The organism is Georgenia faecalis, assembly GCF_003710105.1.
Lineage (GTDB): Bacteria > Actinomycetota > Actinomycetes > Actinomycetales > Actinomycetaceae > Georgenia_A > Georgenia_A faecalis.
In genome coordinates this window covers 2528833-2552702 of sequence record NZ_CP033325.1, presented here as the reverse complement: position 1 = coordinate 2552702, position 23870 = coordinate 2528833, and the positions used below count along the sequence as shown (strand labels likewise).

Genomic DNA, 23870 nt, shown 5'->3' with positions numbered 1-23870 from the left:
CATGAAGCCCCAGGCCGGTGAGGACGCGCCTACGGTGCTCAACGTTGCCCCGCCCCCGCGCTTCGTCCGAGTCGCCGCGGTTGTCGTGTGCCTGTTGTGGATCGTCTACGGCGTCGCGCTCATCGTGGAGCCATCCGTTGCCCCGTCACCGTGGATGCTCATGCTCGGGCTGTCCCAGGTGCTCTTCGCGGTGGAGCAGCTGAGGCGCCCCGGACGGATCGAGCTCCGGCGAGACGAGCTGGTCGTCAAACAAGTCCGCACCCGCCGGATCCCGTACGCCGACATCACCGCGGTCCGCGGCGACATTCCGAACCACCCCACCTGGAGCGGTGCGGTGGTGCTCGAGCGGCGCTCGGGCGCACCCGTGACCTTGCCCTCGGTCACGATGCCGCTGGCCGAGGTGCACGACCTCGTCGTCGAGCGCGCGGGGCTCGACGACGCTCCCTGGGCAGGCGGCGCGGCCTGCGCCGCACCGGCCTCGCGAAACCGGCCCCGCGGCGGGCGGAGTTCGGCACACTCGGCCCCATGAAGCCCCAGGCCGGTGAGCGCGCACCCACGGTGCTCCGGTTCAGTCAGCCGATGAGGCGCAGCGACTACGTCTGGCTAATCCCCCTGGTGGTGCTGGCGGTGGGCGTCGTCGGCTGGATGGTCGTCACCACGAGCCAGCCGGTATCCCTCCTGCCTCTCCTGTCGGCCGCGGCGCCGGGCTGGTTCCTCTCTCGACGGCGGGTCGAGCTCCACGAGGACGAGCTGGTCGTGAGGAAGGTCCGCACCCACCGCATCCCCTACACCGACATCACGGCCGTCCGCGGGGACGTCCCCGACCACCTCACGTGGAGCACCCAGCTGGTCGTCGAGCGGCGCTCCGGCGAGCCCATCACGCTGCCGGCGGTCTCGGAGCCGGTGCCCCAGGTGCGCGACCTCATCGTCGCCCGGGCCGGGCTCGAGTAAGCCCGCGCTGGCCGTTCTGCGCACGCCCGGTGGCGGCCTGGGCCATACTCCCGGCCATGGAGGAGGAGGCGGTCCGTCGCGATGGCGCGACCCCGACCGTTGTCGGGCCCCCGCCGATCACCCGGGCCGAGCGGTGGGCCATGGCCTCCTTCGTGCTCGTCGCTTCGGTCTCTCTTTGGTTGAAGGTCACGCAGGGGGTCACGATCTCGACGTTCCCGGGGCTCCTGTATCCGGCCCTCCTCGTGGCCTACATCGGCCTCCGGAAGTTCGGCCGACCGCGGATCGAGCTCGGCGGCGATGAGCTCGTCGTCGTCGGCCTGCGCACCCGGCGGGTGCCCTACGACGACATCACCGCTGTGCGTGGCGACATCCCGAACCACATCACGTGGAGCGGGCGGCTCTTCGTCGAACGTCGTGGTGACAAGCCGCTCCGGGTGCCGTTCCTCGCCATGCCGATCCCCGAGCTGCGCGACCTCATCGCGGAGCGTGCCGGGGTCGAGTAGCGCGCGGCGTCGAGCCCCGCACGAGCGTCCGCGAAAAGGCCCCGCCGGCGAGTGACAATGCTGCCCATGACGACCCGCGGCTTCTGGAGCGACAACGCCTCCGGCGTCCACCCCGACATCCTCGCCGCGATCGCGCGGGCCAACGAGGGGCACGCCCCCGCCTACGGCGCCGACCCCTGGACCGGCGCTCTCGAGGAGCTGGCTCGGGAGACGTTCGGACCGGACGCGCAGATCTTCCCGGTGTTCAACGGCACGGGCGCGAACGTCGTCGCGCTCCAGGCGCTCCTCCAGCGCTGGGAGGCGGTCGTCACCAGCGCCGCCTCGCACGTCGTCACCGACGAGAGCACCGCCCCGCAGCTCGTGGGGGGCACCGCCGTCGTCCCGCTCCCGCCCACGGCGGGCAAGGTGGCCCTGGGCGACGTCGCCCGCGTCCTCGCCGGCTGGGACGGGTCGGTCCATCACGCGCGCCCGGCCGCCCTGAGCCTGACCCAGAGCACCGAGCTCGGAACCACGTACACGCTGGCCGAGCTGAGCGCGCTCGCGGACGTCGCGCACGCCCACGGCGCCCGTCTCCACGTCGACGGCGCCCGGCTGGCCAACGCCGCGGCACGGCTCGGGACGAGCCTGCGGGAGATCACCGGGGACGTCGGCGTCGACGTCGTCTCCTTCGGCGGCACGAAGAACGGCATGCTCATGGGGGATGCCGTCGTCGTCCTCGACCCCGCCCTGGCCGAGCCCGTCGCGCGGCTGCGCAAGGCCAGCGCCCAGCTCGCGTCCAAGGCGCGGTTCGTCTCCGCCCAGCTCGTCGCGCTCCTGGCCGACGGCCTGTGGGAGCGCAACGCCCGGCACGCCAACGACGCCGCCGACTACCTCGCTGCGCGCCTGCGCGCCGAGCTGGGGATCGAGCCCGTCCACCCCGTCCAGGCCAACGCGGTGTTCATCCCGGTGCCGGCGGCGGTGCTCCCCGACGTCCTCGCCGCCGCCCCGGTCCTCGCCTGGGACCGCGCCGGCGGAGTGCTGCGGGCGGTCACCTCGTTCGACACCACGGACGACGACGTCGAGCGCCTGGTCGCCGCTCTCGCCGGGGTGCTCCAGGGCTGATCCGCGACGGTCGGCGACGGTCGGGGGCCGTGCGTCGACGAGGCGCGCCGAGACCGACATGGACCGTGACCGAAACGTGACATCGGTTCTCATGTGTGGTTGGCTCGCCAGACTCCTCGGATCCCTCCACCGAGGACGCTCGTGCGGTTCCCGTCACCCCTGCCGCTGCCGAGCCCTTACCAGAGCTGCCGGCAGGGTGGTGCCCACCCGCGACGCGCCCGCGCGCCGCCCCGAGGTGTCCGGGAGGTCGGAGAGGCTGCCCGTGACCGCATTCAGGTCACAGCGACCGCCCGTCGACCGTGCGACTCACGTCGCGTCAGTCCGGGACCGCATCACCGCCCACACCCGCTCCCGCGGGGCGCGCCAGTCGACGATCATCGCCGGGGCCGCCGCCCTGAGCCTCGTCGGTAGCGTCGCCTTCGCGGCCGTCCAAGGCGACACCGCCCTCGACGCCGGCGCCGCCACCGCCACCATGGGGCTCGCCGGTGGCCTCGAGCGATCCCCGGAACCGGCCGTGGTCGTGCCCGAGGACGCCGAATGGACCGTCGCGCCGACCGAGATCGACGTCTCCGTCGCCAAGGCCCCGGTCCTGCCGCTGCACGAGGCCCGGGCAGCCGTCCTCGCTGCGGAGCAGGAGGCCGCCCAGGAAGCCGCCGAGGCGGAGCAAGCAGAGCAGGCGGCACAGGCCGCCGAGGCGGCTGCGGCCGCGCCGGCACCCGCACGCGCCGCGGCACCGGCCGAGGAGTCGGCGCCCGCCGGCCAGGTGGCCGCCGCCGCGCCCCAGGCGGAGAGCGCACCGTCGGTCAACGCCGCGGAAGGGTCGGAGCGTTCGGCTCTCGCCGCCAAGCTCAACGGGTACCGGGGGAGCAACGGGATGCCGGCCCTGGGCCGCGACGCCACCCTCGATGCCGTGGCCCAGAACTGGGCGCAGTGGATGGCGAGCAACCGGGTCCTCCAGCACAACCCCAACTACGCGAGCGAGATCGGCCCTGGGTGGAGCGCCTCCGGGGAGAACATCGTCCGCAACACCGGCGGGGCGTCCATGTCCGCCGACACGGTGGTCAACTGGATGTTCAACTGGTGGCAGAACTCCGCGCCGCACCGGGCGAACATGCTCAACGACCGCTACACGCACGTCGGCGTCGGATACGTCATGGGATCCGGCGGCCCCTACGCCGTCTTCCTCTTCGGCGGTCGCTGAGCCCGCTCGGTCGCGGGCACGCCCCGCCGTGGCGGGTGCGGGCAGGTCGGGTCCGCCGCGGCGGACGCGGCGACCCGAATCCGCCACGGCGGATGATCAGCGTCGCTAGCCTCGGGCCGAGGTGGCCGCCCGGCGCCTGCGCCGAGGAGGCCCGCTGTGAGTGTGCTCGCGATCGAGACCCACGCCCTGCGCAAGACGTACGGGCGTCGCGTCGCCGTCAACGACCTTGACCTCGCGGTCCCCGCCGGTGGGGTTCACGGCTTCCTCGGCCCCAACGGGTCCGGGAAGACCACCTCGATCCGCATGCTCCTCGGGCTGGTCCGTGCCGACTCCGGCACCATGCGGATCTTCGGCCACGACGTCCCGCGGGAGCTGCCGTCCGTCGTCGCCCGGGTCGGCGCCATCGTCGAGTCCCCGAAGTTCTTCCCCACCTTCACGGCGCGCAAGAACCTCAACCTCCTCGCCGACGCCATCGGCGCACCCCGCACCCGCGTGGAGGAGGTGCTCGCCGAGACGGGGCTCGCCGACCGGGCGAAGGACCGCTACGCCGGGTACTCGCTCGGCATGAAGCAGCGCCTCGCGGTCGCGGCGACCCTGCTCAAGTCCCCGGACCTGCTCATCTTCGACGAGCCGACCAACGGCCTCGACCCCTCCGGCATCCGCGAGATCCGCGACACCATGCGCTCGCTCGGCGAGCAGGGCCGCACGGTCCTCGTGAGCAGCCACATCCTCGCCGAGGTCGGGCAGATCGCCGACACGGTCTCCATCATCGGCCGCGGTCGCCTCCTCGCCTCCGGCCCGGTGGCCGAGGTCATCGGCAACCGGACGGTCGACGCCGTCCGCGTGGGGGTGGCCGACGCCGCCGGCGCCCAGGCGGTCCTCCTCGCGGCCGGGCTCCGCGTGACGCCCGAGGGCGACATGCTCCTCGTGCGCGACGAGCCGGACCCCGCCCGCATCACCTACCTGCTGGCCCAGCGGGAGATCTACGTCCGCGAGCTCCTACCGGTCCGTGCCGACCTCGAGTCCGTCTTCCTCGAGCTCACCCGGGGCGAGGGCCTGCCGGTGGAGCACCGCGCCTCGGGCAGGGACCGCCGCCGCGGCCGACGGCGGAGCGACGCGCCCCCCGCCCCGCAGGCGGGCGGCCGGCCGGTCGCCCGCAGCGCTGACGGCACCGGCAGCGCCGACGAGACCGGCGCCGACGGGCGGTGGGACCGGTGATGCGCCTGCTCCGCGTCGAGCTACGCCGGCTGTTCTCCCGCCGAGTCGTCCTGCTCCTCATCGCCGCGGCCTTCGTCGTGCCGCTCCTCATGCTCATCGCCGTGGCACAGACGGCCGAGCCGATCAGCGCCGAGGAGCTGGCGCAGGCCGAGGCGGTCTACGCCGAGCAGCTGGCGGTCTGGGAGGAGACCGGCGAGGAGCAGATCGCGCAGTGCGAGGCCGACGAGGAGCGCGAGCGGGAGGCCACCGGCCAGGACGTCGACTGGGGCTGTGAGGGCATCACGGCCCCGGAGCTCGAGTGGTTCCTGCGTCCGGTGCCGACCTTCGCGGAGAACGTCACCGCCATGCTCGACCCGCTGTCCGCGCTCCTGCTGGCGATCGGCCTCGTCGTCGGTGCGACGTTCACCGCCGCCGAGTTCGCCACCGGGTCGGTCGGGATGTGGCTCACCTTTGAGCCGCGCCGGGTGCGCGTGTACGCGACGAAGCTCCTTGCCCCGGCGCTCGTGGTCGCGGCGGTCGCGGCGGTGTCCGCCGCGATGTTCGTCGCGGGGGACTGGACCCTCTTCAACCGCGCCGGCCTCGCGGCGGGGACGACGACGGCCACGTGGACCGCGGTGGGGTGGATGGTCCTGCGGATCGGTGGCCTCGGCCTGCTGGCCGCCCTGGGCGGCGCCGCGCTCGGGTTCCTGGTGCGGCACACCGCGGGCGTGCTGGGCATCGCCGTCGGCTACGCCGTCGTCGAGCTCGTGGTGCGCGGACTCGTGACGGCGTCCCCGCCGTGGCTGATCTCCACCAATGTGGCCGGCTGGGTCCGGCACGGCACCACCTACTACCTCGAGACCTGCGCCCCGGACGGCGCGGGAGGGGTGTTGTGCGAGGTCGCCGACCGGGCGGTGAGCTTCGGCCACTCCGCGCTCTACCTGCTCGCCCTCACCGCCGTCGTCGTCGCGGTCGGCACCCTCGCGTTCTCGCGTCGGGACGTGCGGTAGCCGACCGCGCCCGGCGGCCGCCGGGCGGGGCCCGGTCCCGCGGCAGGGAGGAAGGGCGTCGACGCCGGACGGGCGGCCCCCCGTCGTCGCCGCTAGTGTCCGACGGGTGGCGGATGTACGGATCGGGATCTCCGGCTGGCGCTACGCGCCGTGGCGGGGGTCGTTCTACCCACCCGGCCTGGTCCAGCGCCGCGAGCTGGAGTACGCGGCGAGCCAGCTGTCGACGATCGAGATCAACGGGTCGTTCTACTCGCTCCAGCGGCCCACCAGCTACCAGGAGTGGTACGCGCAGACACCGCCGGGGTTCGTCTTCGCCGTCAAGGGCGGGCGCTTCATCACCCACATGAAGAAGCTCGCCGGGGTGGAGACGGCGCTGGCGAACTTCTTCGCCTCGGGCGTGCTGGCGCTCGGCGACAAGCTCGGGCCCGTGCTGTGGCAGCTGCCGCCCGTCCTGCGCTTCGACCCGGACCGCCTCGCCGCTTTCTTCGACCTCCTGCCGCGCAGCACCGGTGCGGCCGCCGCCCTCGCGCTCGGGCACGACGAGCGGCTGGACGGCCGGGCGTGGACGACCACCGACGTCGACCGCCCGCTGCGGCACGCGCTCGAGGTGCGCCACGACACCTACCACGACCCCGCGTTCCTCGAGCTGCTGCGCGCCCACGACATCGGCGTCGTCGTCGCCGACACGGCGGGGAAGTGGCCGCTCATCGAGGAGCTGACGTCGAACCTCGCCTATGTGCGCCTCCACGGCGGGGAGGAGCTGTACGTCAGCGGCTACGAGGACGCGGCGCTCGAGGTCTGGGCGGAGCGCATCCGCGGCTGGCGCGCCGCCGGCGCCGACGTCTTCGTCTACTTCGACAACGACGTCAAGGTGCGGGCCCCCTTCGACGCGATCGCCCTGGCGGACAAGCTCGCCGACATCGCGACGCTGCCCACCCCACCGGCGTGAGCGTGCCGGAACGGCCCCTCGTGATCATGCAGAAGCGCTGAACGTCCCCCTGGTGATCTTGCAGAAACGCCGGTCCGGGCGCGGCGTCCCCGCCGGACACGATCCGGCGCCGTCGGGCACGTTCCGGCGCCGTCGAGCACGACCCGGCGCCGTCGAGCGCGACTCGGCGCGGCACCGGGGCACGCTCACGCCCCGTACTGGCGAACTCGGCGTGAATTAGCGAACTCGGGCTTCGTGGCTGCGCTGAGTTCGCTATTGCCTGCCGAGTTCGCCAGTTCTACCTAGCGAACTCGGCATGAACCGGCGAACTCGGCATGAACCGGCGAACTCGGCAGCGAGGGGTGGCGAGGGCAGCACCCGGGGACCGGGGTCAGGCCCGGCTCACCAGCGGGCGTGGACCTGCGCGCGGATCCGCTCGTCGTAGAGGCGCTCCAGCTCGCCGAGGAGCTCGGGGGAGAGGGGATCCATCGACCCGACGGCCGCGTTCGCCCGCGCCTGCTCGGCGTTGCGCGCACCGGGGATGACGGTGCTCACCCCCTCCTGGTCGAGCACCCAGCGCAGCGCGACCTGGGCGGGCGTCGCGCCCTCGGGGCCGAGCCGGGCGGCGAGCTCGGCGAACTCCGCCGCGGCGTCGACGCCGGTCTCGAAGTCCACCCCCGAGAAGGTCTCGCCGACGTCGAAGGACTCGCCGTGCCGGTTGAAGGTGCGGTGGTCCGACTCGGCGAACGTCGTGCTGCGGGTGTAGCGCCCGGAGAGCAGGCCCGAGGCCAGTGGCACGCGCGCGATGATGCCGACCCCGGCCTGCGCGGCCCGGGGCAGGACCTCCTCGAGGGGCTTGCGCCGGAACGCGTTAAGGATGATCTGGATGGTGGCCAGGTTCGGGTACTCCATCGCCCGCATCGCCTGGTCGACCGTCTCGACGCTCACGCCGTAGGCAGCGACCCGCTCCTCGGCGACGAGGGTCTCGAGGCCGTCGAAGACCGCGTCGTCGGAGAAGACCGCGTCGGGCGGGCAGTGGAGCTGGACGAGGTCGAGACGCTCGGTGCCGAGGTTGCGCCGCGAGCGGTCGGTCCACTCCCGGAACGCCTCGAGGGTGTACGCCTCGGGCACCTGGGCCACGCGCCGGCCCATCTTCGTCGCCACGGTGATGTCGAGGTCGGGCCGGTCGCGGAGGAACGCGCCGATGGTCTCCTCGCTGCGCCCGTCACCGTAGACGTCCGCGGTGTCGAAGAACGTCACCCCCGCGTCGACGGCGGCCTCGAGGACCGCGCGGGCGTCGCCCTCCTCGACGGTGCCCCAGTCGGCGCCGAGCTGCCAGGTCCCCAGGCCGACGGCCGAGACGGTTCGTCCTGTGCGTCCGAGCGTGCGTGACTCCATGCCCATCCTCTCTTCGCGCGGGGACCGCCGTGGTCCCCGCGCCAGGTTGGCACACCGCGCCGCGCCCCGCCCCGCCAGCGCCGGCGGCGCCGCCCGCCCCGCCCCGCCAGCGCGGCGTACCGGCGCCCGGCCCCGCCCCGCCGGTGCGGGCGACGCCGCCCCGCCAGCGCGGCGTACCGGCGCCCGGCCCCGCCCCGCCGGTGCGGGCGACGCCGCCCCGCCAGCGCCGGCGGCGCCGCCCGCCCCGCCCCGCCGGCGCCGGCCGCCGGCCCCGCCGCGCCAGCGCGGACCGCCGCCCGCGCCAGTGCCCTTCGGCCCGCCGCGCCGGTGCTGCGCGCCGGTACGGTGCTGGCACGCCACCAGGGAGCCGCCATGATCCGCCTTGCCATCCTCGACGCCGCGACCAGCCCCCACCGTCGCGGGTCCGCCGTCGCCGCCTGGGTGAGCGAGCTCGCCCGCCGCAACCGGGCGTTCGAGGTCGACGACGTGCACCTCCAGGAGATGGGCCTGCCGTTCTTCGACGAGCCGGAGCTGCCCCGCTACCGCCGCTACGTCCACGAGCACACGCGGGCGTGGTCGCAGCGCATCGAGCCGGCCGACGCCTTCATCATCGTCAGCCCCGAGTACAACCGGGGGTACTCCGCGCTGCTGAAGAACGCCCTGGACTACCTCGCGCAGGAGTGGGCGTTCAAGCCCGTGGGCCTGGTGAGCTACGGCTCCGGCATGACGGCCGGGCTGCGCGGGGCCGAGGCGTTGCGGCCCGTCCTCAGCGCGCTGCAGATGTACCCGGTGCGGGAGATGGTCGTGGTGCCGTTCATCGACGAGCACCTGCACGACGGGCTGTTCCGGCCCACGGAGGGGATGATCGAGGGCGGCGAGCTCATGCTCGACGCCCTCGTGCGCATGGACGCGGCGATGCACCTGCTGCGCACCCCGCTCGAGGAGATCGGCGACCAGCAGGGCGAGAGCGCCCCCGGCCCCACCCGGGCGCAGTGGTAGCCCAGCCCCACGACCCACCGGAGGTTCCCATGGACCCGCAGATCAGCGACAACACCGAGGCTGGCCGCTTCGAGGCGAGCGTCGACGGCGACGTCGTCGGGCAGCTCACCTACCGACGCAACCCCGATGTGCTTGTTCTCACGCACACCGTGGTGGAGCCGGCCGCCGAGGGGAAGGGCGTGGGGTCCGCCCTGGCGCGGGCGGCGCTCGACGCCGCGCGCTCGGAGGGCCTGCCGGTGATGCCGGTGTGCACCTTCGTCGAGGCGTGGATCGAGCGCCACCCCGACTACGCCGACCTCGTCGTCCGGTCCGGTGGCGAGGCCTCCCCAGACCCCGACACGCCGGGAGACGGCGACGTCGACACGCCGGGCCGCTGAGCGACCCCGCGACGCCGTCGGGAACCCCGGCGGGTGCCTCGAAGGGCATCCGAAGGGCTAAGAATTGGCGGTGACACGCCGAAAACTCGGCGCGTGCGGGCGACAGCACGCCCCCGGGGGCCGTAGTGTCGCCCCAGTCGCACCCACCAGGGTGCGCAGCCGACCGATGAGAGGGATTTCATGTCCGTCAACCGCACCGAGCTCGTCGCCGCCGTGGCCGAGCGCTCCTCGCTCACCAAGTCGCAGGCCGACGCCGCTCTGTCGGCCCTGCAGGAGGTCCTTGTCGACTCGCTGAGCAAGGGCGAGACCGTCAAGGTCACCGGTCTCCTGGCCGTCGAGCGCGTCGAGCGCGCCGCTCGTACCGGCCGCAACCCCCGCACGGGCGAGGAGATCCAGATCCCCGCCGGCTTCGGCGTCAAGATCTCCGCCGGCAGCGCCCTGAAGAAGGCCGTCGCCAAGTAGTCACCGCTGGCGCGGCGGGCCCGGGCGGCGACGCCCGGCCCGCCGCGGCCGCTGGGCGCCCCAGCGACGCCCTCTCGTCTGCCGCCCCGGGCGGCGCCCTCGTCCCCGTTCACTATGGTGGAGACCAGGCACGCCCGGTGCCGCGGAGACGAATGAGGTGTACCCAGTGGAGGTCGTGATCCTGCCGGGGACGGAGCAGATTGCCGTCCTGGTGGCAGACGCCATCGAGAACTTGCTCGCCGACCGGCCCGAGGCCGTCCTCGGCCTGGCCACCGGATCGAGCCCGCTCGCGGTCTACGACGAGCTCGCCCGCCGCTACGACGCGGGGCGGATCTCCTTCGCCCGGGCCCGTGCCTTCATGCTCGACGAGTACGTCGGCCTGCCGGCCGACCACCCCGAGCTCTACCGCAACGTCATCGAGCGCGAGATCGCCGGCCGCGTCGACTTCGCCGAGGGGGCCGTCCAGGGCCCCGACGGGCTGGCGGCCGACCTGCCCGCCGCCTGCGCCGCCTACGAGCGCGCCATCGCCGAGTCCGGCGGCGTCGACCTGCAGATCCTCGGGATCGGCACCGACGGCCACATCGCCTTCAACGAGCCCGGCTCGTCGCTCGCCTCGCGCACCCGGATCAAGACCCTCACCGGCCAGACGCGCCGCGACAACGCCCGGTTCTTCGACGGCGACGTCGACGCCGTGCCGCAGCACTGCCTCACCCAGGGCCTGGGGACGATCATGGACGCGCACCACCTCGTCCTCGTCGCCACGGGGGAGAACAAGGCCGAGGCCGTCCGCCAGCTCGTCGAGGGCCCGGTGAGCGCCACGTGGCCGGCGACGATCATGCAGCACCACCAGCACGCCACCGTCCTCCTCGACGAGGCCGCGGCCAGCCGCCTCGAGCGTGGCGAGTACTACCGCGAGACGTACGCCACGAAGCCGGAGTGGCAGGGCATCTGAGCCCCCGCGCGGGCGCGGCCGTGCACCGGCGCCGCGCCCGCGCGGCCCGGCGCCTGGTGCCCGCGCACCTCGCCCCGTCCGACGCGGGCGAGCCCGCGTCGGCGGGGGCCGGCCGGTGGGGCTGCCCCCGCCGCGCCGCGGGCCGGGTGCTTAGACTGGCCCCATGAGTTCCACCCAGCCTCCGAGCTACCCGGCAGAGCCGTCGACCCAACCGTCGTCCGGCACCAGCGTCCTCGAGCGCGAGGAGCTGCGGGAGGACATCGAGCCGGGTGACCACGAGCGCTTCGCGCACTACGTCCGCAAGGAGAAGATCCTTGCCTCGGCGATGTCCGGGGACCCCGTCGTCGCCCTCTGCGGCAAGGTGTGGACGCCCGGGCGGGACCCGAAGAAGTACCCGGTCTGCCCCGCCTGCAAGGAGATCTACGAGGGCATCCAGTCCGGCGGCTCCGGTTCCGGCGGCTCCGGCGGCTCCGGTGCCGGTTTCGGTTCCGGAAGCGGGGAGTGAGCGGCCCGCACTCGCGCAGGCCCGCCCCCGGTCCTTCTGCCGCCTCCACGGTGGCGGCAGAGCAGCTCTCACCCGCCTACCCGGCGCGTGCCGCGTGGGGTACCGCCTCGCGCCTGCGCGCCTGGCAGGCGGATGCACTGGCTGCCTACCGGGAGGCCGACCCGCGCGACTTCCTCACCGTCGCGACGCCCGGCGCCGGCAAGACCACCTTCGCGCTGCGCGTCGCCACCGAGCTCCTCGCTCGCGGGGTGGTGCGGCGGATCAGCGTCGTCACGCCCACCGAGCACCTCAAGCGGCAGTGGGCCGACGCGGCCACCCGCGTGGGCGTCCAGATCGACCCCGAGTTCCGCAACGCCCAGGGCCGCCACGGCTCGGGCTTCGACGGCGTTGCCCTCACTTACGCCCAGGTCGCCGCCAACCCCGCGCTGCACCGGGCGCGCACCGAGGCGGAGCCGACGCTCGTCATCCTCGACGAGATCCACCACGCCGGCGACGCCCTCAGCTGGGGTGACGCCGTGCGGGAGGCGTTCGAGCCGGCCCGGCGCCGCCTCGGCCTCACGGGCACGCCGTTCCGCTCGGACACGGCGGCGATCCCGTTCGTCACGTACGAGCGCGACCCCGACGGCATCCGCCGGTCCCGGGCCGACCACGCCTACGGGTACGCCGACGCCCTGCGCGACGGCGTCGTCCGTCCCGTGATCTTCCTCGCGTACTCGGGCCAGATGCGCTGGCGCACCCGCGCGGGCGACGAGGTGAGCGCGACCCTCGGGGAGCCCCTCACCAAGGACTTCATCGCCCAGGCATGGCGCACCGCCCTCGACCCGGGCGGCGACTGGATCCCCGCCGTCCTCGCGGCCGCCGACCGGCGCCTCACCGAGGTCCGCCGGGCCATGCCCGACGCCGGTGGCCTCGTCATCGCCACCGACCAGACCAAGGCGCGTGCCTACGCCAAGATCCTCCACGAGGTGAGCGGGGAGAAGGCCGTCGTCGTGCTGTCCGACGACGACGGAGCCTCCGGGCGCATCGAGGAGTTCGCCACCGGTGACCAGCGGTGGATGATCGCCGTGCGCATGGTCTCCGAGGGCGTCGACGTCCCGCGGCTCGCCGTCGGCGTCTACGCGACGGCCACGGCGACCCCGCTGTTCTTCGCCCAGGCGATCGGCCGGTTCGTCCGCGCCCGGCGCCGGGGCGAGACCGCCTCGGTGTTCCTGCCCAGCGTCCCCTGGCTGCTCGGCCTCGCCGGCGAGCTCGAGGCGGAGCGCGACCACGCGCTCGACCGGGTTCCCACGGCCGAGGAGAAGGGCGCCTTCTTCACGCCCGAGGACGCCGACCTCGCCGCCGCCAACCGGTCGGAGAAGGCGAGCGACGACCTCGCCATGCCGGGCTTCGAGGCGCTCGACGCCCAGGCCTCCTTCGACCGGGTGCTCTTCGACGGCGGCGAGTTCGGCACGGGGGCGGAGATCGGCTCGCCCGCCGAGGAGGACTTCCTCGGCCTGCCCGGCCTGCTCGAGCCCGAGCAGGTGGCGACGCTGCTGCGTGCCCACCAGGCGGAGCAGATCAAGCAGCGCAAGCGCGAGGACCAGGCGCAGGGACAGCGCGACGAGAACGCCGGCATCGAGGACCACCGCCGGCGGACGGCGCTGCGCAAGGAGCTCGCCAGCCTGGTGTCGGCCTGGTCACGTCGTAGCGGCACGCCGCACGGCGTGGTCCACACCGAGCTGCGCCGCCAGTGCGGCGGCCCGGAGGTCGCCATGGCCCGCAGCGAGGAGATCGAGGCCCGTATCGCGCTGCTGCGCCGGTGGTTCGTCGGACGCACCTGAGCGGGCGCGCCGCGCCGGTCGACGCCGCCGCACGCCCCGCCGGTCGTCGACGGGTGGCGCCGTGCCTCCCCGGCGCTGCCATAATCGGGGTGTCCGGGCCCGGGCTACCTCGGGACCGTCGCAACGAAAGGAACCACCCATGTCCCCCTGGCTCATCCTCATCATCATCGGCGTCGTCATGCTCGTCATCGGCGTGGCGGTCGAGGCCGCGCAGATCCTCATCTGGATCGGCGTCGCCGTCCTCGTGGTCTCGCTGATCATGTCGCTGATCAACCGGGGCAAGTCGCGGGTGTAGCACTCCCTGCGCATCCTGCGAGTCGAACGGCCCCGGCACTCGTGCCGGGGCCGTTCGACGTCTACGGGGCGGTTCGACGCCTGGGGGGCGCTGAGCGCCAGGCGGTCAGGTCAGGGTGACGTGCCGGGTGGGGATCGCGGGCTCGCCCTCGCTGAGCCGCCACCCCTCGTACGGCAGCTCCGCGCGGGAGGCGAGGTGCCGTTCGGCGGCGGCGCGCAGCGCTCCGGGCCCACGGTGCTCCTCGGCGATGACGCCGGCGCTCACGAGCGGCACCTGCAGCGGCCGCGCCCCCGCGGCGGTGAGCACCGGTGCGGCGTCGGCGAGGGAGTCCGCGGCCACGACGAGCTCCTCGGCCGCCACCCCGTCCTCGACGACCCGGCCGGCGGTCTTGAACCCGCCGACCGACTTCTTCGACGCCGACGCCTTCGCGACGTCGACCATCTTGCCGTCGGCGCCCTCGCGGGCGACGAGCTTGTAGACGAGCTCGGCGGTGGGGTGCCCCGAGCCGGTGACGAGCTTGGTGCCCACGCCGTAGGAGTCCACGGGCGCGGCACCGAGGGCGGCGATGGCGTACTCGTCGAGGTCGGAGGTGACGGTGATCCGGGTCGTCGCCGCCCCCAGCGCGTCGAGCTGCGCGCGCACGGTGAACGCCTGCGCGACGAGGTCGCCGGAGTCGAGGCGGACCGCGCCGAGCTCGCCGCCGGCCGTGCGGGCGGCCCGGACGGCGCGCTCGACGCCCCGTTCGACGTCGTAGGTATCGACGAGCAGCGTCGTGCCGGGTCCGAGCGCGGCGACCTGCGCGGCGAAGGCGGCCTCCTCGTCGTCGTGGACGAGGGTGAAGGAGTGCGCCGCGGTGCCGATGGTGGGGATGCCGTACGACCGGCCCGCCTCCATGACGCTCGTGCCGGCGAAACCGCCGACGACGGCGGCCCGAGCGGCGGCGACCGCCGACCACTCGTGCGTGCGGCGCGCCCCCATCTCCAGGCACGGGCGGCCGTGGGCGGCGGTGGTCATCCGCGAGGCGGCCGACGCGACGGCGCAGTCGTGGTTGAGGACCGAGAGGATGACCGTCTCCAGGAGCACGCACTCGGCGAACGTCCCCTGGAGCGTGAGGACGGGGGATCCGGGGAAGAAGCACTCGCCCTCGGCGTAGCCGATGACGTCGCCCCCGAACCGGTAGGCGGCGAGGTAGTCGAGCGTCTCGTCCCCGACGACGCCGGTCTGGGCGATCCAGGCGAGCTCGGCCTCGCCGAACCGGAAGTCGGCGATGGCATCGAGCACCCGCGCCGTCCCGGCGACCACGCCGTACCGGCGCCGGGCGGGCAGCCGGCGGCCGAACACCTCGAAGACGCTGCGCCGGTCGGCGACGCCCGAGCGGAGGGCGGCGTCGAGCATGGTGAGCTCGTAGCGGTCGGTGAGGAGGGCGGTGCTCGCGTCCGTCGGCATGGGGGCAACGGTAACCACCCGGGCGCCACCCGGCCGGGGCAGGCGAGGGGCGGACACCGCCCGGACGGGGGCGGCGCGCGGACGGGGGTGGACCGCGGCACACCCAGGACTCCCTAAAGTGGGGCCATGTCCGTCTCCACCGGCACGCCGGGTCCCGCGCCGGCGCCCCCGCCCGTCGAGGAGCTCGGCCATGCCGAGGCCCCCGAGCGGCAGCGTCCCTGGCGCACGACGGTGTGGAACGACCCCGTCAACCTCATGAGCTACGTCACCTACGTGTTCCGCACCTACTTCGGGTACTCCGAGGCGCATGCCCACCGGCTCATGCGGCACGTGCACGAGGACGGGCGGGCCGTCGTCTCGACGGGCTCGCGCGAGAAGATGGAGGTGGACGTGCAGGCGATGCACTCCTACGGGCTGTGGGCCACCCTCTCCCAGGGGGAGGACGACTAGTGCAGGCCTTCATCCCGGTCCCCGGCGGCTACGCCTGCGAGCTCGAGCCCGTCGAGCTGCGCATCATCGCCCGGCTGGTCGCGGACACCGCCGAGCTGCTGGGCACCCCGCTCGACGCCGCGGACGATGACGACGACACCGACGACGCGGGGCTCCCCGCGCGCGTCGACGTCACCGGCGCCGCCGCCGACGAGGCCGCCGTCCTTGCCGCGCTCGACTGGTCGCCGGCGGACGAGACGACGCCCACCGACCCCGCCCTCGCGCGGCTGCTGCCCCCGGCGAGCGGGGACGAGGCGCTCGCCGGCGAGATGCGCCGCCTCACCGAGGGCGCGCTCCGCTCGGGCAAGGCCGACCGGCTGCGGACCGTGTGGTCCGCCCTGCGGGCCAGCTCGGGCCTCGTCGTCGTCCGCGCCGGCGCGGAGGGGGAGTGGCTCGCCGCACTCACCGACGTCCGGCTCGTCCTCGCCAGCCGCCTGGGGATCGAGGACGAGGACGACGCCGAGGCGGTGTACACCCGGGCCGGACGCCCCGAGCCCGACGCGGACGAGCTCGAGTCGGCGCTCGTCAGCCTGTACACGGCACTGACGTGGTGGCAGGAGTCACTCCTGGCCGCCATGTCAGGCCCCCACGGCGGGGTCTAGGCTCGCGAGCCATGAATGATGCACCGATCGGCATCTTCGACTCCGGCGTCGGAGGCCTGACCGTCGCGCGCGCGGTCCTCGACCAGCTGCCGAACGAGGCGGTGCTCTACATCGGCGACACGGCCAACGGTCCCTACGGCCCGCGGCCCATCGCGCAGGTGCGCGCGATGGCGATCGACGTCATGGACCAGCTGGTCGACTCAGGCGTCAAGCTCCTCGTCATCGCCTGCAACTCCGCCTCGGCAGCGGTGCTGGCCGACGCCCGCGAGCGGTACGTGCGCGGCGCGGGGGTCCCCGTCGTCGAGGTGATCCTCCCCGCCGTGCGCCGCACGCTCGCCGCGACGCGGACCGGCAAGGTGGGGGTCATCGGGACCCAGGCGACCATCGGCTCCGGGGCCTACCGCGACGCCTTCGCCGCCGCGCCCCACCTCGAGCTCACCATGGCCGCCGCCCCGCGGTTCGTCGACTTCGTCGAGCGCGGCATCACCTCCGGCCCGGAGGTCCTCGCGGCCGCGGAGGAGTACCTCGCGCCCGTCCGCGCGGCGGGCGTGGACACCCTGGTCCTCGGGTGCACGCACTACCCGCTCCTCACCGGCGTCATCTCCTACGTCATGGGGGACGACGTCACGCTGGTCTCCAGCGCGGAGGAGACGGCCAAGGACGTCTACCGCACGCTCGTCGAGCACGGTCTGGAGCGCGACCCGGCCGCCCCGCCCCCCACCCACCGGTTCCTCGCCACCGGCGAGCCCGAACCGTTCAGCCGCCTCGCCCGACGGTTCCTCGGCCCCGACGTCGACCAGGTGCGGGCCGCGACCCACGTCGGGGCGATGCGGTGAGGCTCACCGTCATCGGCTGCTCGGGCTCGATGTCCGGCCCGTCGTCGCCGTCCTCGTGCTACCTCGTCCAGGCGGAGGGGCCGGGGGAGTCCGGGCCGCGCACCTGGAACGTGCTGCTCGACCTCGGCTCCGGGGCGTTCGGTGCCCTGCTGGGCCACCTGGACCCGGCCGAGCTGGACATGGTGGTCCTCAGCCACCTCCACGCCGACCACATCGTCGACATGACCGGGCTCCAGGTCTACCGGCGCTACCACCCCGCCGGCGCCCTCCGTCCGGTGCGGGTCCTCGGCCCGGACGACACTGCCCGCCGCATCCGCGCCGTGTCCGGTGACGAGGACGACGAGGACCTCAGCGCCGAGTTCGCGATCGAGACCTTCGCCCCCGGCACCGTCGTCGAGGTCGGCCCGCTGCGCATCGAGCCCTTCGAGGTGGAGCACCCGCTGCCCGCCTACGGCGTCCGGGTGACCGGCCCGCGCGAGGACGGCACGGGCGAGGGCGTCCTCGCCTACACCGGGGACACCGATCTCTGCGAGGGCCTCGGCCCCCTGGCCCGCGGCGCCGACCTGCTGCTCGCCGAGGCCGCCTTCCAGGAGGGGCGCGACGCGGTGCGTGGCGTCCACCTCACGGGACGGCGCGCCGGCCAGGTGGCGGCGGCGGGGGAGGTGGCGGGCCTCGTGCTCACCCACCAGCCGCCGTGGAACGACCCCGCCGTGGCCGCCCGCGAGGCCGCTGAGGTCTTCGACGGCCCCATCGAGCTGGCCGCTCCGGGTGCCGTCTGGGCCATCTGAGGCATTTCGCACGCTGGTCCACGGCGACCTTCCCCCCTCAGGGTCGATAGCCTGCAAGGTATGACAGAGCATTCCGAGACCGTCGATGCCGCCCGCGCCCGCTGGGACGCGCGCTCGTTCATGCCGGACGAGCTACGCGCCGACGTCCGAAACCTCGGCGCGCTCCTCGGGCAGGTGATCGCCGAGGACGGGGGCCCTGAGCTGCTGGCCGACGTCGAGCAGCTGCGTGAGCTGGCGATCGCCGCCCTCGCCGGGGAGGACGCGACCCTCGACGAGGCCGAGGCCCTCGTGGACTCCTTCAGCTCCACCCGCGCCGAGCAGGTGGCCCGGGCGTTCACCTGCTACTTCCACCTCGTCAACCTCGCCGAGGAGTACCACCGGGTCCGCGCGCTGCGCGCCCGTGACACCCCGGCCGGGGGCAAGCAGGGCCCCGACACCCTCGCCGGTGCCTACGCCCAGCTCGCCGAGGAGATCGGCGAGGAGGAGGCCGGGCGCCGCCTGGCCGAGCTCGAGTTCCACCCCGTGCTCACCGCGCACCCGACGGAGGCCCGTCGCCGGGCGATCTCCGGGACGATCCGCCGCATCACCGACCTGGTCGCCGCCAACGACGACCCCCGGCTCGGCGCGCGGGGCCGCCTGGAGATCCGCCGTCGGCTCCTCTCCGAGATCGACACGATGTGGCGGACCGCGCACCTGCGCCGCACCAAGCCGTCGCCCATCGACGAGGTCCGCACGGCCATGAGCATCTTCGAGGAGACGCTCTTCCAGATCCTCCCGCAGGTCTACCGCCAGACCGACGACTGGCTCAACGGGGAGGACCGCGGGCGCGCCCGCCCCCGCGCCCAGGCGTTCGTCCGGCTCGGCAGCTGGATCGGCGCCGACCGTGACGGCAACCCCAACGTCACCGCGGCGACGACGCGCAAGGCAGCGACGATCGCCTCGGACCACATCCTCGGCGCGCTCGAGCGCGAGGGCACCCGCATCGGGCTGGCCATGACGCTCGACGAGGGCACCACGCCGCCGTCGGAGGAGCTGCTCGCCCTGTGGGCCCGGCAGCGCCAGCTGTCCGACGAGCTGACCTGCACCATCGCCGCCGAGGCGCCGCGCGAGCCGCACCGCCAGGTGATGCTCGTCATCGCCGCCCGCATCGGGGCGACGCGCCAGCGCAACGCCGACCTCGCCTACGCCGGCGCCGCGGAGCTGCTCGCCGACCTGCACGTGGTCCAGGAGTCCCTCCGGTCCGCGGGTGCGCTGCGCAAGGCGCACGGGGACCTCCAGAACTTCATCTGGCAGGTGGAGTCCTTCGGCTTCCACCTCACCGAGCTCGAGGTGCGCCAGCACGCCAAGGTGCACGCCCAGACGCTCGCCTGGATCGAGGACCCCGCGTCGGTGCCCGAGCCCAGCGTGGCGCCCGAGGAGGTGCTCGACGTCTTCCGCTCGATCTCCGCGGTCCAGAAGCGCCACGGCGTCGACGCGTGCCGGCGCTACATCGTCAGCTTCACCCGCGGCAGCGACGACATCGCCGCGGTGTACCGGTTGGCCGCCCACGCCCTCGGCTCCGCGGAGCAGGCGCCGGTCCTCGACGTCATCCCGCTGTTCGAGACGTTCGACGACCTCCAGGCCGCGCCCACCGTCCTCGAGGAGATGATCGCGCTCGAGCCGGTGCGCGCCCGCCTCGAGGCCACCGGGAACCGGCTCGAGGTCATGCTCGGCTACTCCGACTCCGCCAAGGACGTCGGCCCCGTCTCGGCGACCCTCGCGCTCTACGTCGCGCAGGAGGAGATCGCCGAGTGGGCCCGCCGTCACGGCATCCAGCTCACGCTCTTCCACGGCCGCGGCGGCGCCCTGGGCCGTGGTGGCGGCCCCGCGAACCGCGCGGTCCTCGCCCAGCCCCCGCACTCGGTCGACGGCCGGTTCAAGCTCACCGAGCAGGGCGAGGTCATCGCCGCCCGGTACGGCAACAAGGCCATCGCCGAGCGGCACATCGACCAGGTGGCGGCGGCGACGCTGCTCGCCTCGGCGCCGTCGACGGAGCGGCGCAACGCCGAGACGGCCGCGCGCTACGCCGACCTCGCGGCGCGGCTCGACGAGGTCTCCCGGGCGCGGTTCTTCGAGCTCGTCCACGCCGAGGGATTCGCGCCGTGGTTCGCGCAGGTCACGCCGCAGGAGGAGATCGGCCTGCTCGCGCTCGGCTCCCGCCCGGCCCGCCGCGGCCTGTCGGTGGAGTCGCTGGAGGACCTGCGGGCGATCCCGTGGGTGTTCGCCTGGACCCAGGCACGGATCAACCTCACGGGCTGGTTCGGGCTGGGCTCGGCGCTGGCCGCCGTCGGCGACCTCGACCTCCTGCGTGCCGCCTATCGCGAGTGGCCCCTGTTCAACACGCTCATCGACAACGTCGAGATGTCGTTGGCCAAGACCGACCACCGCATCGCCCAGCGCTACCTCGACCTCGGCGACCGGGACGACCTCGCCACGCTCGTGATGTCCGAGCTCGAGCTCACCCAGCAGTGGGTGCTCGACATCACCGAGCACGCGCAGCTCCTCGAGGGCCGCCGGGTGCTCGGCCGGGCCGTCCAGCTTCGCAACCCCTACGTCGATGCCCTGTCCCTGCTGCAGCTGCGGGCCCTGCGCGGGCTGCGCAGCAGCACCGGCGGGGCCGAGCTGAGCCCGGAGAAGATCGAGGAGCTGCGCCGCCTGCTCCTGCTCTCGGTCAACGGGATCGCGGCCGGGCTGCAGAACACCGGGTGATGATCGCCTAACCTGGCTGGATGACTTCCAACCTCACCACCCCCCGCGCGGACGGCCGCGCCTCGGACGAGCTGCGGGAGGTGCGCCTGACCCGAGGGTGGCTCGACCACGCCGAGGGCAGCGTGCTCGTGGAGTTCGGGAGCACCCGGGTGCTCTGCGTGGCGTCGTTCACCGCCGGCGTGCCGCGGTGGCGCAAGGGCTCGGGCCAGGGCTGGGTGACGGCCGAGTACGCCATGCTGCCGCGGTCGACGAACACGCGCAGCGACCGGGAGTCGGTCAAGGGCCGCATCGGTGGGCGCACGCACGAGATCTCCCGGCTCATCGGGCGGTCCCTGCGTGCCGTCATCGACGTCTCGGCCCTCGGGGAGAACACCATCGTCCTCGACTGCGACGTCCTCCAGGCCGACGGCGGGACCCGCACGGCCGCCATCACCGGCGCGTACGTCGCGCTGGCCGACGCCGTCGCCTGGGGCCAGGCGCAGGGCGCCATCGCCACGGGCCGCCCCGTGCTCACCGACTCGGTGGCGGCGGTCAGCGTCGGCATCGTCGGCGGACGGCCGGTCCTCGACCTGCCCTACGTCGAGGACGTCAACGCGGAGACGGACATGAACGTCGTCGTCACCGGCAGCGGCGGGTTCGTCGAGGTCCAGGGCACCGCCGAGGGCAAGCCCTTCCAGCGCAGCGAGCTCGACGAGCTCCTCGACCTCGCGGTGCTCGGCACTGCCCGCCTCACCGAGCTCCAGCGGGCCGCGCTCGCCGAGCCGCTGCGGGCGCGGCCGTGAGCGCGCCGGGCGGTGCCGTGCCCGGTCACTCGGTGCCCGGTGGCGCTCGGCTCGTGCTCGCCACCCACAACGCGCACAAGGTCGGCGAGCTGCGGGCGATCCTTGCCCCGCTCGTCCCCGGCCTGCGGGAGCGCGACGTCGTCTCGGCGGCCGACGTCGGCGCACCGGCGCCGGTCGAGGACGGCGTGACCTTCGCCGAGAACGCGCTCATCAAGGCCCGCGCCCTCGTCGCCGCCACCGGCCTGCCCGCGGTCGCCGACGACTCCGGGCTGTGCGTCGACGTCCTCGGCGGCGCACCGGGGATCTTCTCGGCGCGCTGGGCGGGGCGTCACGGCGACGACCGTGCCAACCTCGAGCTCCTGCTCGCGCAGCTCGCCGAGGTGCCGGATCCCCACCGCGGCGCGCACTTCGCCTGCGCCGCGGCCCTCGTGCTGCCGTCGGGGGAGGAGGTCGTCGAGACCGGCACCATGCCCGGCACGCTCCTGCACGCCCCGCGCGGGGCCGGCGGCTTCGGGTACGACCCGATCCTCCAGCCGGACGGCGAGACGCGCTCGGCCGCCGAGCTCAGCGCGGAGGAGAAGAACGCGCGCAGCCACCGCGGCCAGGCGCTGCGGGCGCTGGCCCCCAGGATCGCGGAGCTCCTCGCGCGCTGACGCGCCTCGGACGGACTGCGCGGGCACCGGCTGCGGCGCGGCGCAGCACGGCTGTGCGCCTGCGTGCCTCTCTGCCGCCCGGTCGTGCCTCTCTCCCGCCCGGCCGCGCCCGTGACGCGCGGCGGTGAGCAGCGGCGCCGGGGGCAGCGGCGCTGGGGCGCCAGCCACGCGCGCGAGCCGGCCGCACGGTCGTGCTAGTGGCCTGCGCTCAGCCGCGGCGCCGCGCGAGGCCGGCGACGGCGCGCCAGCCGAGCATGAGGACGCCCAGGGCGCCCAGCCCCACGAGGACGAACGCCCCGGCCACGCCGTCGTTGAGCAGCGCCCGCACGGCCATGCCGCCCGCCCACGTGACGAGCCAGACGGCGACGCCGCCCGGCCACACGCGGTCCCGCCCGCGCCGGACCAGGAGGTGGCCGAGCGCGCCCGCCGCGAGGAACGGGGCGGCGACGAGGAGCACGTCGGCGTCCACTCCGCCGTGCGAGACCTGGCCGACGACGGCGAACGCGAGGATCGACGCCGCGTCCAGTGCCGCGGCGACGGCGGGACGGACGCCGGCGCGACGCTTGGCCTCGGCGGGCGCGGTCACCACAGCCGCCCGACGTGGGCCATCGCCTGGCGCAGGAGCACGTCGTGCCCGTCGACCATCTCGGCGAGCAGCGCCGGGTCGGTCGCCTCGGCGGGGGTGAACCACGTGAGGTCGAGCGCGTCCTGCTGGGGCTCGCACTCGCCGTCGACGGGGATGACGTAGCCGAGGGAGACGGCGTGCTGGCGGGGGTCGTGGAACCCGGCGCCCGGGGTGGGGAAGTACTCGGCGATGGTGAAGGGCTGCGGCGCCACCGGCAGCTGGGGCAGGCAGAGCAGCCCCAGGTCCTTCTCGAGGTGGCGCACGATCGCCTCACGCACGCGCTCGCGGTAGAGCACGCGGCCGGAGACCAGGGAGCGCAGGATGCCGCCCTCACGGGGGTTGCGCAGGAGGAGCCCGACCTGCTCGACGAGGCCGACGGCGTCGACCCGGACGGGGACGATGTCGACGTAGATCATCGGCACCTTGGACCGCACGAGCGCGAGCTCCTCGGGCGGGAGCCAAGGGGTGATGTCGTCCGAGGCGAGGCCGCTCATGCCCGCACCCCTCCCGTCCTGCGCAGTGCCACGGCACGCCTCCTTCGCATCGCTGCCGGGCGGGGGCACCGCCCGGGGGTCGTGCGCGAGGCGGGACTCGAACCCGCACGTCCGAGGACACCAGGACCTAAACCTGGCGCGGCTGCCAATTACGCCACTCGCGCGTGGCCGGGAGACCGGCCGTGCTCGACGCTAGTCGATCCCGAGCTCGCGACGAAGCCTGGCCACGTGGCCCGTCGCCTTGACGTTGTGCTGCGCCAGCGTCACGGTGCCGGCCGGGTCGACGACGACCGTGGAGCGGATGATGCCGGTGTAGGTGCGCCCGTAGTTCTTCTTCTCGCCCCACGCGCCGTAGGCCTCGGCGACCTCGTGCTCGGGGTCGGAGGCGAGCGGGAACGTCAGCCCCTCCTTCTCGGCGAAGCGCGCGAGCGCGGGCTGCGGGTCGGGGGAGACGCCGACGACGGCGTAGCCGCTCGCCTGGAGGCCGGCGAGGCTGTCGCGGAAGTCGCAGGCCTGCGTGGTGCACCCGGGCGTGCCCGCAGCCGGGTAGAAGTACACGACGACGCCGGAGGTCGCGCCGGTGCGCAGCTCGGCGAGGCTGACCGTGCCGCCGTCGGCGGTCGGCAGGGTGAAGTCCGGGGCGGTGTCGCCGGCGGAGAGCGTGGGCACGGTGCCTCCTCAAGGGGGATGGACGAGGGCCTGCCCGGC

General features: G+C 74.3%; 27 protein-coding genes and 1 tRNA gene. 22 read left to right on the top strand and 6 right to left on the bottom strand.

Translation table 11 applies throughout. The features are described 5' to 3' along the window. The first annotated feature begins 1 nt into the window (after position 1). The 8 genes from EBO36_RS11170 to EBO36_RS11135 all read left to right on the top strand — a co-directional run bounded on the left by EBO36_RS11170 (position 2) and on the right by EBO36_RS11135 (position 6912). Positions 2-529 (top strand): hypothetical protein, encoded by a 528-nt coding sequence (locus tag EBO36_RS11170; RefSeq protein WP_122824686.1) that lies wholly within the window; start codon positions 2-4, stop codon positions 527-529. Then, positions 526-951 (top strand): hypothetical protein, encoded by a 426-nt coding sequence (locus EBO36_RS11165; RefSeq protein WP_164471450.1) that lies wholly within the window; start codon positions 526-528, stop codon positions 949-951. Before EBO36_RS11170 ends, EBO36_RS11165 begins: the two co-directional genes overlap by 4 nt. 56 nt (positions 952-1007) lie before the next feature. Then, complete coding sequence (locus EBO36_RS11160; protein ID WP_122824684.1) at positions 1008-1454, top strand: hypothetical protein; 447 nt, start codon at positions 1008-1010, stop codon at positions 1452-1454. 57 nt (positions 1455-1511) lie between these two features. Continuing rightward, positions 1512-2555 (top strand): threonine aldolase family protein, encoded by a 1044-nt coding sequence (locus tag EBO36_RS11155; protein WP_122824683.1) that lies wholly within the window; start codon positions 1512-1514, stop codon positions 2553-2555. A 262-nt stretch (positions 2556-2817) separates the two neighbouring features. Beyond that, positions 2818-3756, top strand: a complete 939-nt coding sequence (locus tag EBO36_RS11150) for a CAP domain-containing protein (RefSeq protein ID WP_122824682.1) — start codon at positions 2818-2820, stop codon at positions 3754-3756. 156 nt (positions 3757-3912) lie between these two features. Then, positions 3913-4974 carry an ABC transporter ATP-binding protein gene (locus tag EBO36_RS11145; RefSeq protein WP_122824681.1) on the top strand — a complete coding sequence of 354 codons (1062 nt, stop codon included), beginning with the start codon at positions 3913-3915 and terminating at the stop codon, positions 4972-4974. Continuing rightward, entirely contained in the window at positions 4971-5963 is a 993-nt protein-coding gene (locus tag EBO36_RS11140; RefSeq protein WP_164471449.1) for an ABC transporter permease subunit, read from the top strand. The genes EBO36_RS11145 and EBO36_RS11140 overlap by 4 nt, the downstream gene beginning before the upstream one ends. A gap of 106 nt (positions 5964-6069) precedes the next feature. Further along, positions 6070-6912, top strand: a complete 843-nt coding sequence (locus EBO36_RS11135; protein ID WP_222928714.1) for a DUF72 domain-containing protein — start codon at positions 6070-6072, stop codon at positions 6910-6912. A 381-nt stretch (positions 6913-7293) separates the two neighbouring features. On the opposite strand, the gene EBO36_RS11130 is transcribed toward EBO36_RS11135, so the two are convergent. Further along, the gene (locus tag EBO36_RS11130) at positions 7294-8289 is read right to left on the bottom strand and encodes an aldo/keto reductase (RefSeq protein WP_122824679.1); all 996 of its coding nucleotides are present in this window, start codon (positions 8287-8289) and stop codon (positions 7294-7296) included. Positions 8290-8661: 372 nt separating this feature from the next. Here EBO36_RS11130 and EBO36_RS11125 point away from each other — a divergent pair, with 372 nt between their 5' ends. From EBO36_RS11125 to EBO36_RS15365, 7 genes are all read left to right on the top strand, one after another. Continuing rightward, the gene (locus EBO36_RS11125; protein WP_122824678.1) at positions 8662-9288 is read left to right on the top strand and encodes an NADPH-dependent FMN reductase; all 627 of its coding nucleotides are present in this window, start codon (positions 8662-8664) and stop codon (positions 9286-9288) included. A gap of 29 nt (positions 9289-9317) precedes the next feature. After that, entirely contained in the window at positions 9318-9665 is a 348-nt protein-coding gene (locus tag EBO36_RS11120; protein WP_122824677.1) for a GNAT family N-acetyltransferase, read from the top strand. A 180-nt stretch (positions 9666-9845) separates the two neighbouring features. After that, positions 9846-10127, top strand: coding sequence for an HU family DNA-binding protein (locus tag EBO36_RS11115; RefSeq protein WP_122824676.1), 282 nt, complete (start codon positions 9846-9848; stop codon positions 10125-10127). Positions 10128-10293: 166 nt separating this feature from the next. Next, positions 10294-11079, top strand: a complete 786-nt coding sequence (gene nagB / locus EBO36_RS11110) for a glucosamine-6-phosphate deaminase (protein WP_122824675.1) — start codon at positions 10294-10296, stop codon at positions 11077-11079. A 163-nt stretch (positions 11080-11242) separates the two neighbouring features. Beyond that, positions 11243-11584 carry a DUF3039 domain-containing protein gene (locus tag EBO36_RS11105; protein ID WP_122824674.1) on the top strand — a complete coding sequence of 114 codons (342 nt, stop codon included), beginning with the start codon at positions 11243-11245 and terminating at the stop codon, positions 11582-11584. Further along, on the top strand, positions 11581-13404 hold the full coding sequence (locus tag EBO36_RS11100) for a DEAD/DEAH box helicase (RefSeq protein WP_122824673.1): 1824 nt from the start codon (positions 11581-11583) through the stop codon (positions 13402-13404). The genes EBO36_RS11105 and EBO36_RS11100 overlap by 4 nt, the downstream gene beginning before the upstream one ends. 139 nt (positions 13405-13543) lie before the next feature. Continuing rightward, on the top strand, positions 13544-13699 hold the full coding sequence (locus EBO36_RS15365) for a hypothetical protein (protein WP_164471448.1): 156 nt from the start codon (positions 13544-13546) through the stop codon (positions 13697-13699). 105 nt (positions 13700-13804) lie between these two features. Here EBO36_RS15365 and EBO36_RS11095 read toward each other — a convergent pair whose 3' ends face one another. Next, positions 13805-15145 carry a nicotinate phosphoribosyltransferase gene (locus EBO36_RS11095; protein WP_122824672.1) on the bottom strand — a complete coding sequence of 447 codons (1341 nt, stop codon included), beginning with the start codon at positions 15143-15145 and terminating at the stop codon, positions 13805-13807. Between the two features lie 126 nt (positions 15146-15271). Here EBO36_RS11095 and clpS point away from each other — a divergent pair, with 126 nt between their 5' ends. The 7 genes from clpS to rdgB are packed head-to-tail and all read left to right on the top strand — an operon-like array spanning position 15272 to position 22043. After that, positions 15272-15595 carry an ATP-dependent Clp protease adapter ClpS gene (gene clpS / locus EBO36_RS11090; protein ID WP_122824671.1) on the top strand — a complete coding sequence of 108 codons (324 nt, stop codon included), beginning with the start codon at positions 15272-15274 and terminating at the stop codon, positions 15593-15595. Continuing rightward, the gene (locus EBO36_RS11085; RefSeq protein WP_164471447.1) at positions 15595-16236 is read left to right on the top strand and encodes a DUF2017 family protein; all 642 of its coding nucleotides are present in this window, start codon (positions 15595-15597) and stop codon (positions 16234-16236) included. The genes clpS and EBO36_RS11085 overlap by 1 nt, the downstream gene beginning before the upstream one ends. 11 nt (positions 16237-16247) lie before the next feature. Then, complete coding sequence (gene murI / locus EBO36_RS11080) at positions 16248-17072, top strand: glutamate racemase (RefSeq protein ID WP_122824669.1); 825 nt, start codon at positions 16248-16250, stop codon at positions 17070-17072. Beyond that, entirely contained in the window at positions 17069-17860 is a 792-nt protein-coding gene (locus EBO36_RS11075) for an MBL fold metallo-hydrolase (protein ID WP_122824668.1), read from the top strand. Before murI ends, EBO36_RS11075 begins: the two co-directional genes overlap by 4 nt. Positions 17861-17920: 60 nt before the next feature. Next, the gene (locus EBO36_RS11070; protein ID WP_122824667.1) at positions 17921-20608 is read left to right on the top strand and encodes a phosphoenolpyruvate carboxylase; all 2688 of its coding nucleotides are present in this window, start codon (positions 17921-17923) and stop codon (positions 20606-20608) included. Positions 20609-20628: 20 nt separating this feature from the next. After that, positions 20629-21390 (top strand): ribonuclease PH, encoded by a 762-nt coding sequence (rph, locus tag EBO36_RS11065; RefSeq protein ID WP_122824666.1) that lies wholly within the window; start codon positions 20629-20631, stop codon positions 21388-21390. A gap of 17 nt (positions 21391-21407) precedes the next feature. Continuing rightward, positions 21408-22043: an RdgB/HAM1 family non-canonical purine NTP pyrophosphatase gene (gene rdgB / locus EBO36_RS11060; RefSeq protein ID WP_244925273.1), complete on the top strand. Its 636-nt coding sequence runs from the start codon at positions 21408-21410 to the stop codon at positions 22041-22043. Positions 22044-22251: 208 nt separating this feature from the next. Here the strand turns inward: rdgB and EBO36_RS11055 are convergent, their stop codons facing one another. From EBO36_RS11055 to bcp, 4 genes are all read right to left on the bottom strand, one after another. Next, positions 22252-22629 (bottom strand): DUF3054 domain-containing protein, encoded by a 378-nt coding sequence (locus tag EBO36_RS11055; RefSeq protein ID WP_122825627.1) that lies wholly within the window; start codon positions 22627-22629, stop codon positions 22252-22254. Next, complete coding sequence (locus EBO36_RS11050) at positions 22626-23162, bottom strand: NUDIX hydrolase family protein (protein WP_122824664.1); 537 nt, start codon at positions 23160-23162, stop codon at positions 22626-22628. Before EBO36_RS11050 ends, EBO36_RS11055 begins: the two co-directional genes overlap by 4 nt. An 82-nt stretch (positions 23163-23244) precedes the next feature. After that, positions 23245-23326, bottom strand: a tRNA-Leu gene (locus EBO36_RS11045). A 28-nt stretch (positions 23327-23354) separates the two neighbouring features. Beyond that, the gene (gene bcp / locus EBO36_RS11040; RefSeq protein ID WP_122824663.1) at positions 23355-23831 is read right to left on the bottom strand and encodes a thioredoxin-dependent thiol peroxidase; all 477 of its coding nucleotides are present in this window, start codon (positions 23829-23831) and stop codon (positions 23355-23357) included. Positions 23832-23870: the final 39 nt, after the last annotated feature.

Excerpts from the sequence above, each read along its gene's own strand:
- EBO36_RS11165 (WP_164471450.1), top strand. The coding sequence starts at position 526 with ATGAAGCCCCAGGCCGGTGAGCGCGCACCCACGGTGCTCCGGTTCAGT.
- EBO36_RS11050 (WP_122824664.1), bottom strand. The coding sequence starts at position 23,162 with ATGAGCGGCCTCGCCTCGGACGACATCACCCCTTGGCTCCCGCCCGAG.
- EBO36_RS11130 (WP_122824679.1), bottom strand. The coding sequence starts at position 8,289 with ATGGAGTCACGCACGCTCGGACGCACAGGACGAACCGTCTCGGCCGTC.
- clpS (WP_122824671.1), top strand. The coding sequence starts at position 15,272 with ATGTCCGTCTCCACCGGCACGCCGGGTCCCGCGCCGGCGCCCCCGCCC.
- EBO36_RS11095 (WP_122824672.1), bottom strand. The coding sequence starts at position 15,145 with ATGCCGACGGACGCGAGCACCGCCCTCCTCACCGACCGCTACGAGCTC.
- EBO36_RS11105 (WP_122824674.1), top strand. The coding sequence starts at position 11,243 with ATGAGTTCCACCCAGCCTCCGAGCTACCCGGCAGAGCCGTCGACCCAA.
- EBO36_RS11160 (WP_122824684.1), top strand. The coding sequence starts at position 1,008 with ATGGAGGAGGAGGCGGTCCGTCGCGATGGCGCGACCCCGACCGTTGTC.
- EBO36_RS15365 (WP_164471448.1), top strand. The coding sequence starts at position 13,544 with ATGTCCCCCTGGCTCATCCTCATCATCATCGGCGTCGTCATGCTCGTC.
- EBO36_RS11170 (WP_122824686.1), top strand. The coding sequence starts at position 2 with ATGAAGCCCCAGGCCGGTGAGGACGCGCCTACGGTGCTCAACGTTGCC.
- rph (WP_122824666.1), top strand. The coding sequence starts at position 20,629 with ATGACTTCCAACCTCACCACCCCCCGCGCGGACGGCCGCGCCTCGGAC.
- EBO36_RS11115 (WP_122824676.1), top strand. The coding sequence starts at position 9,846 with ATGTCCGTCAACCGCACCGAGCTCGTCGCCGCCGTGGCCGAGCGCTCC.
- murI (WP_122824669.1), top strand. The coding sequence starts at position 16,248 with ATGAATGATGCACCGATCGGCATCTTCGACTCCGGCGTCGGAGGCCTG.
- EBO36_RS11155 (WP_122824683.1), top strand. The coding sequence starts at position 1,512 with ATGCTGCCCATGACGACCCGCGGCTTCTGGAGCGACAACGCCTCCGGC.
- EBO36_RS11125 (WP_122824678.1), top strand. The coding sequence starts at position 8,662 with ATGATCCGCCTTGCCATCCTCGACGCCGCGACCAGCCCCCACCGTCGC.
- EBO36_RS11120 (WP_122824677.1), top strand. The coding sequence starts at position 9,318 with ATGGACCCGCAGATCAGCGACAACACCGAGGCTGGCCGCTTCGAGGCG.
- EBO36_RS11070 (WP_122824667.1), top strand. The coding sequence starts at position 17,921 with ATGACAGAGCATTCCGAGACCGTCGATGCCGCCCGCGCCCGCTGGGAC.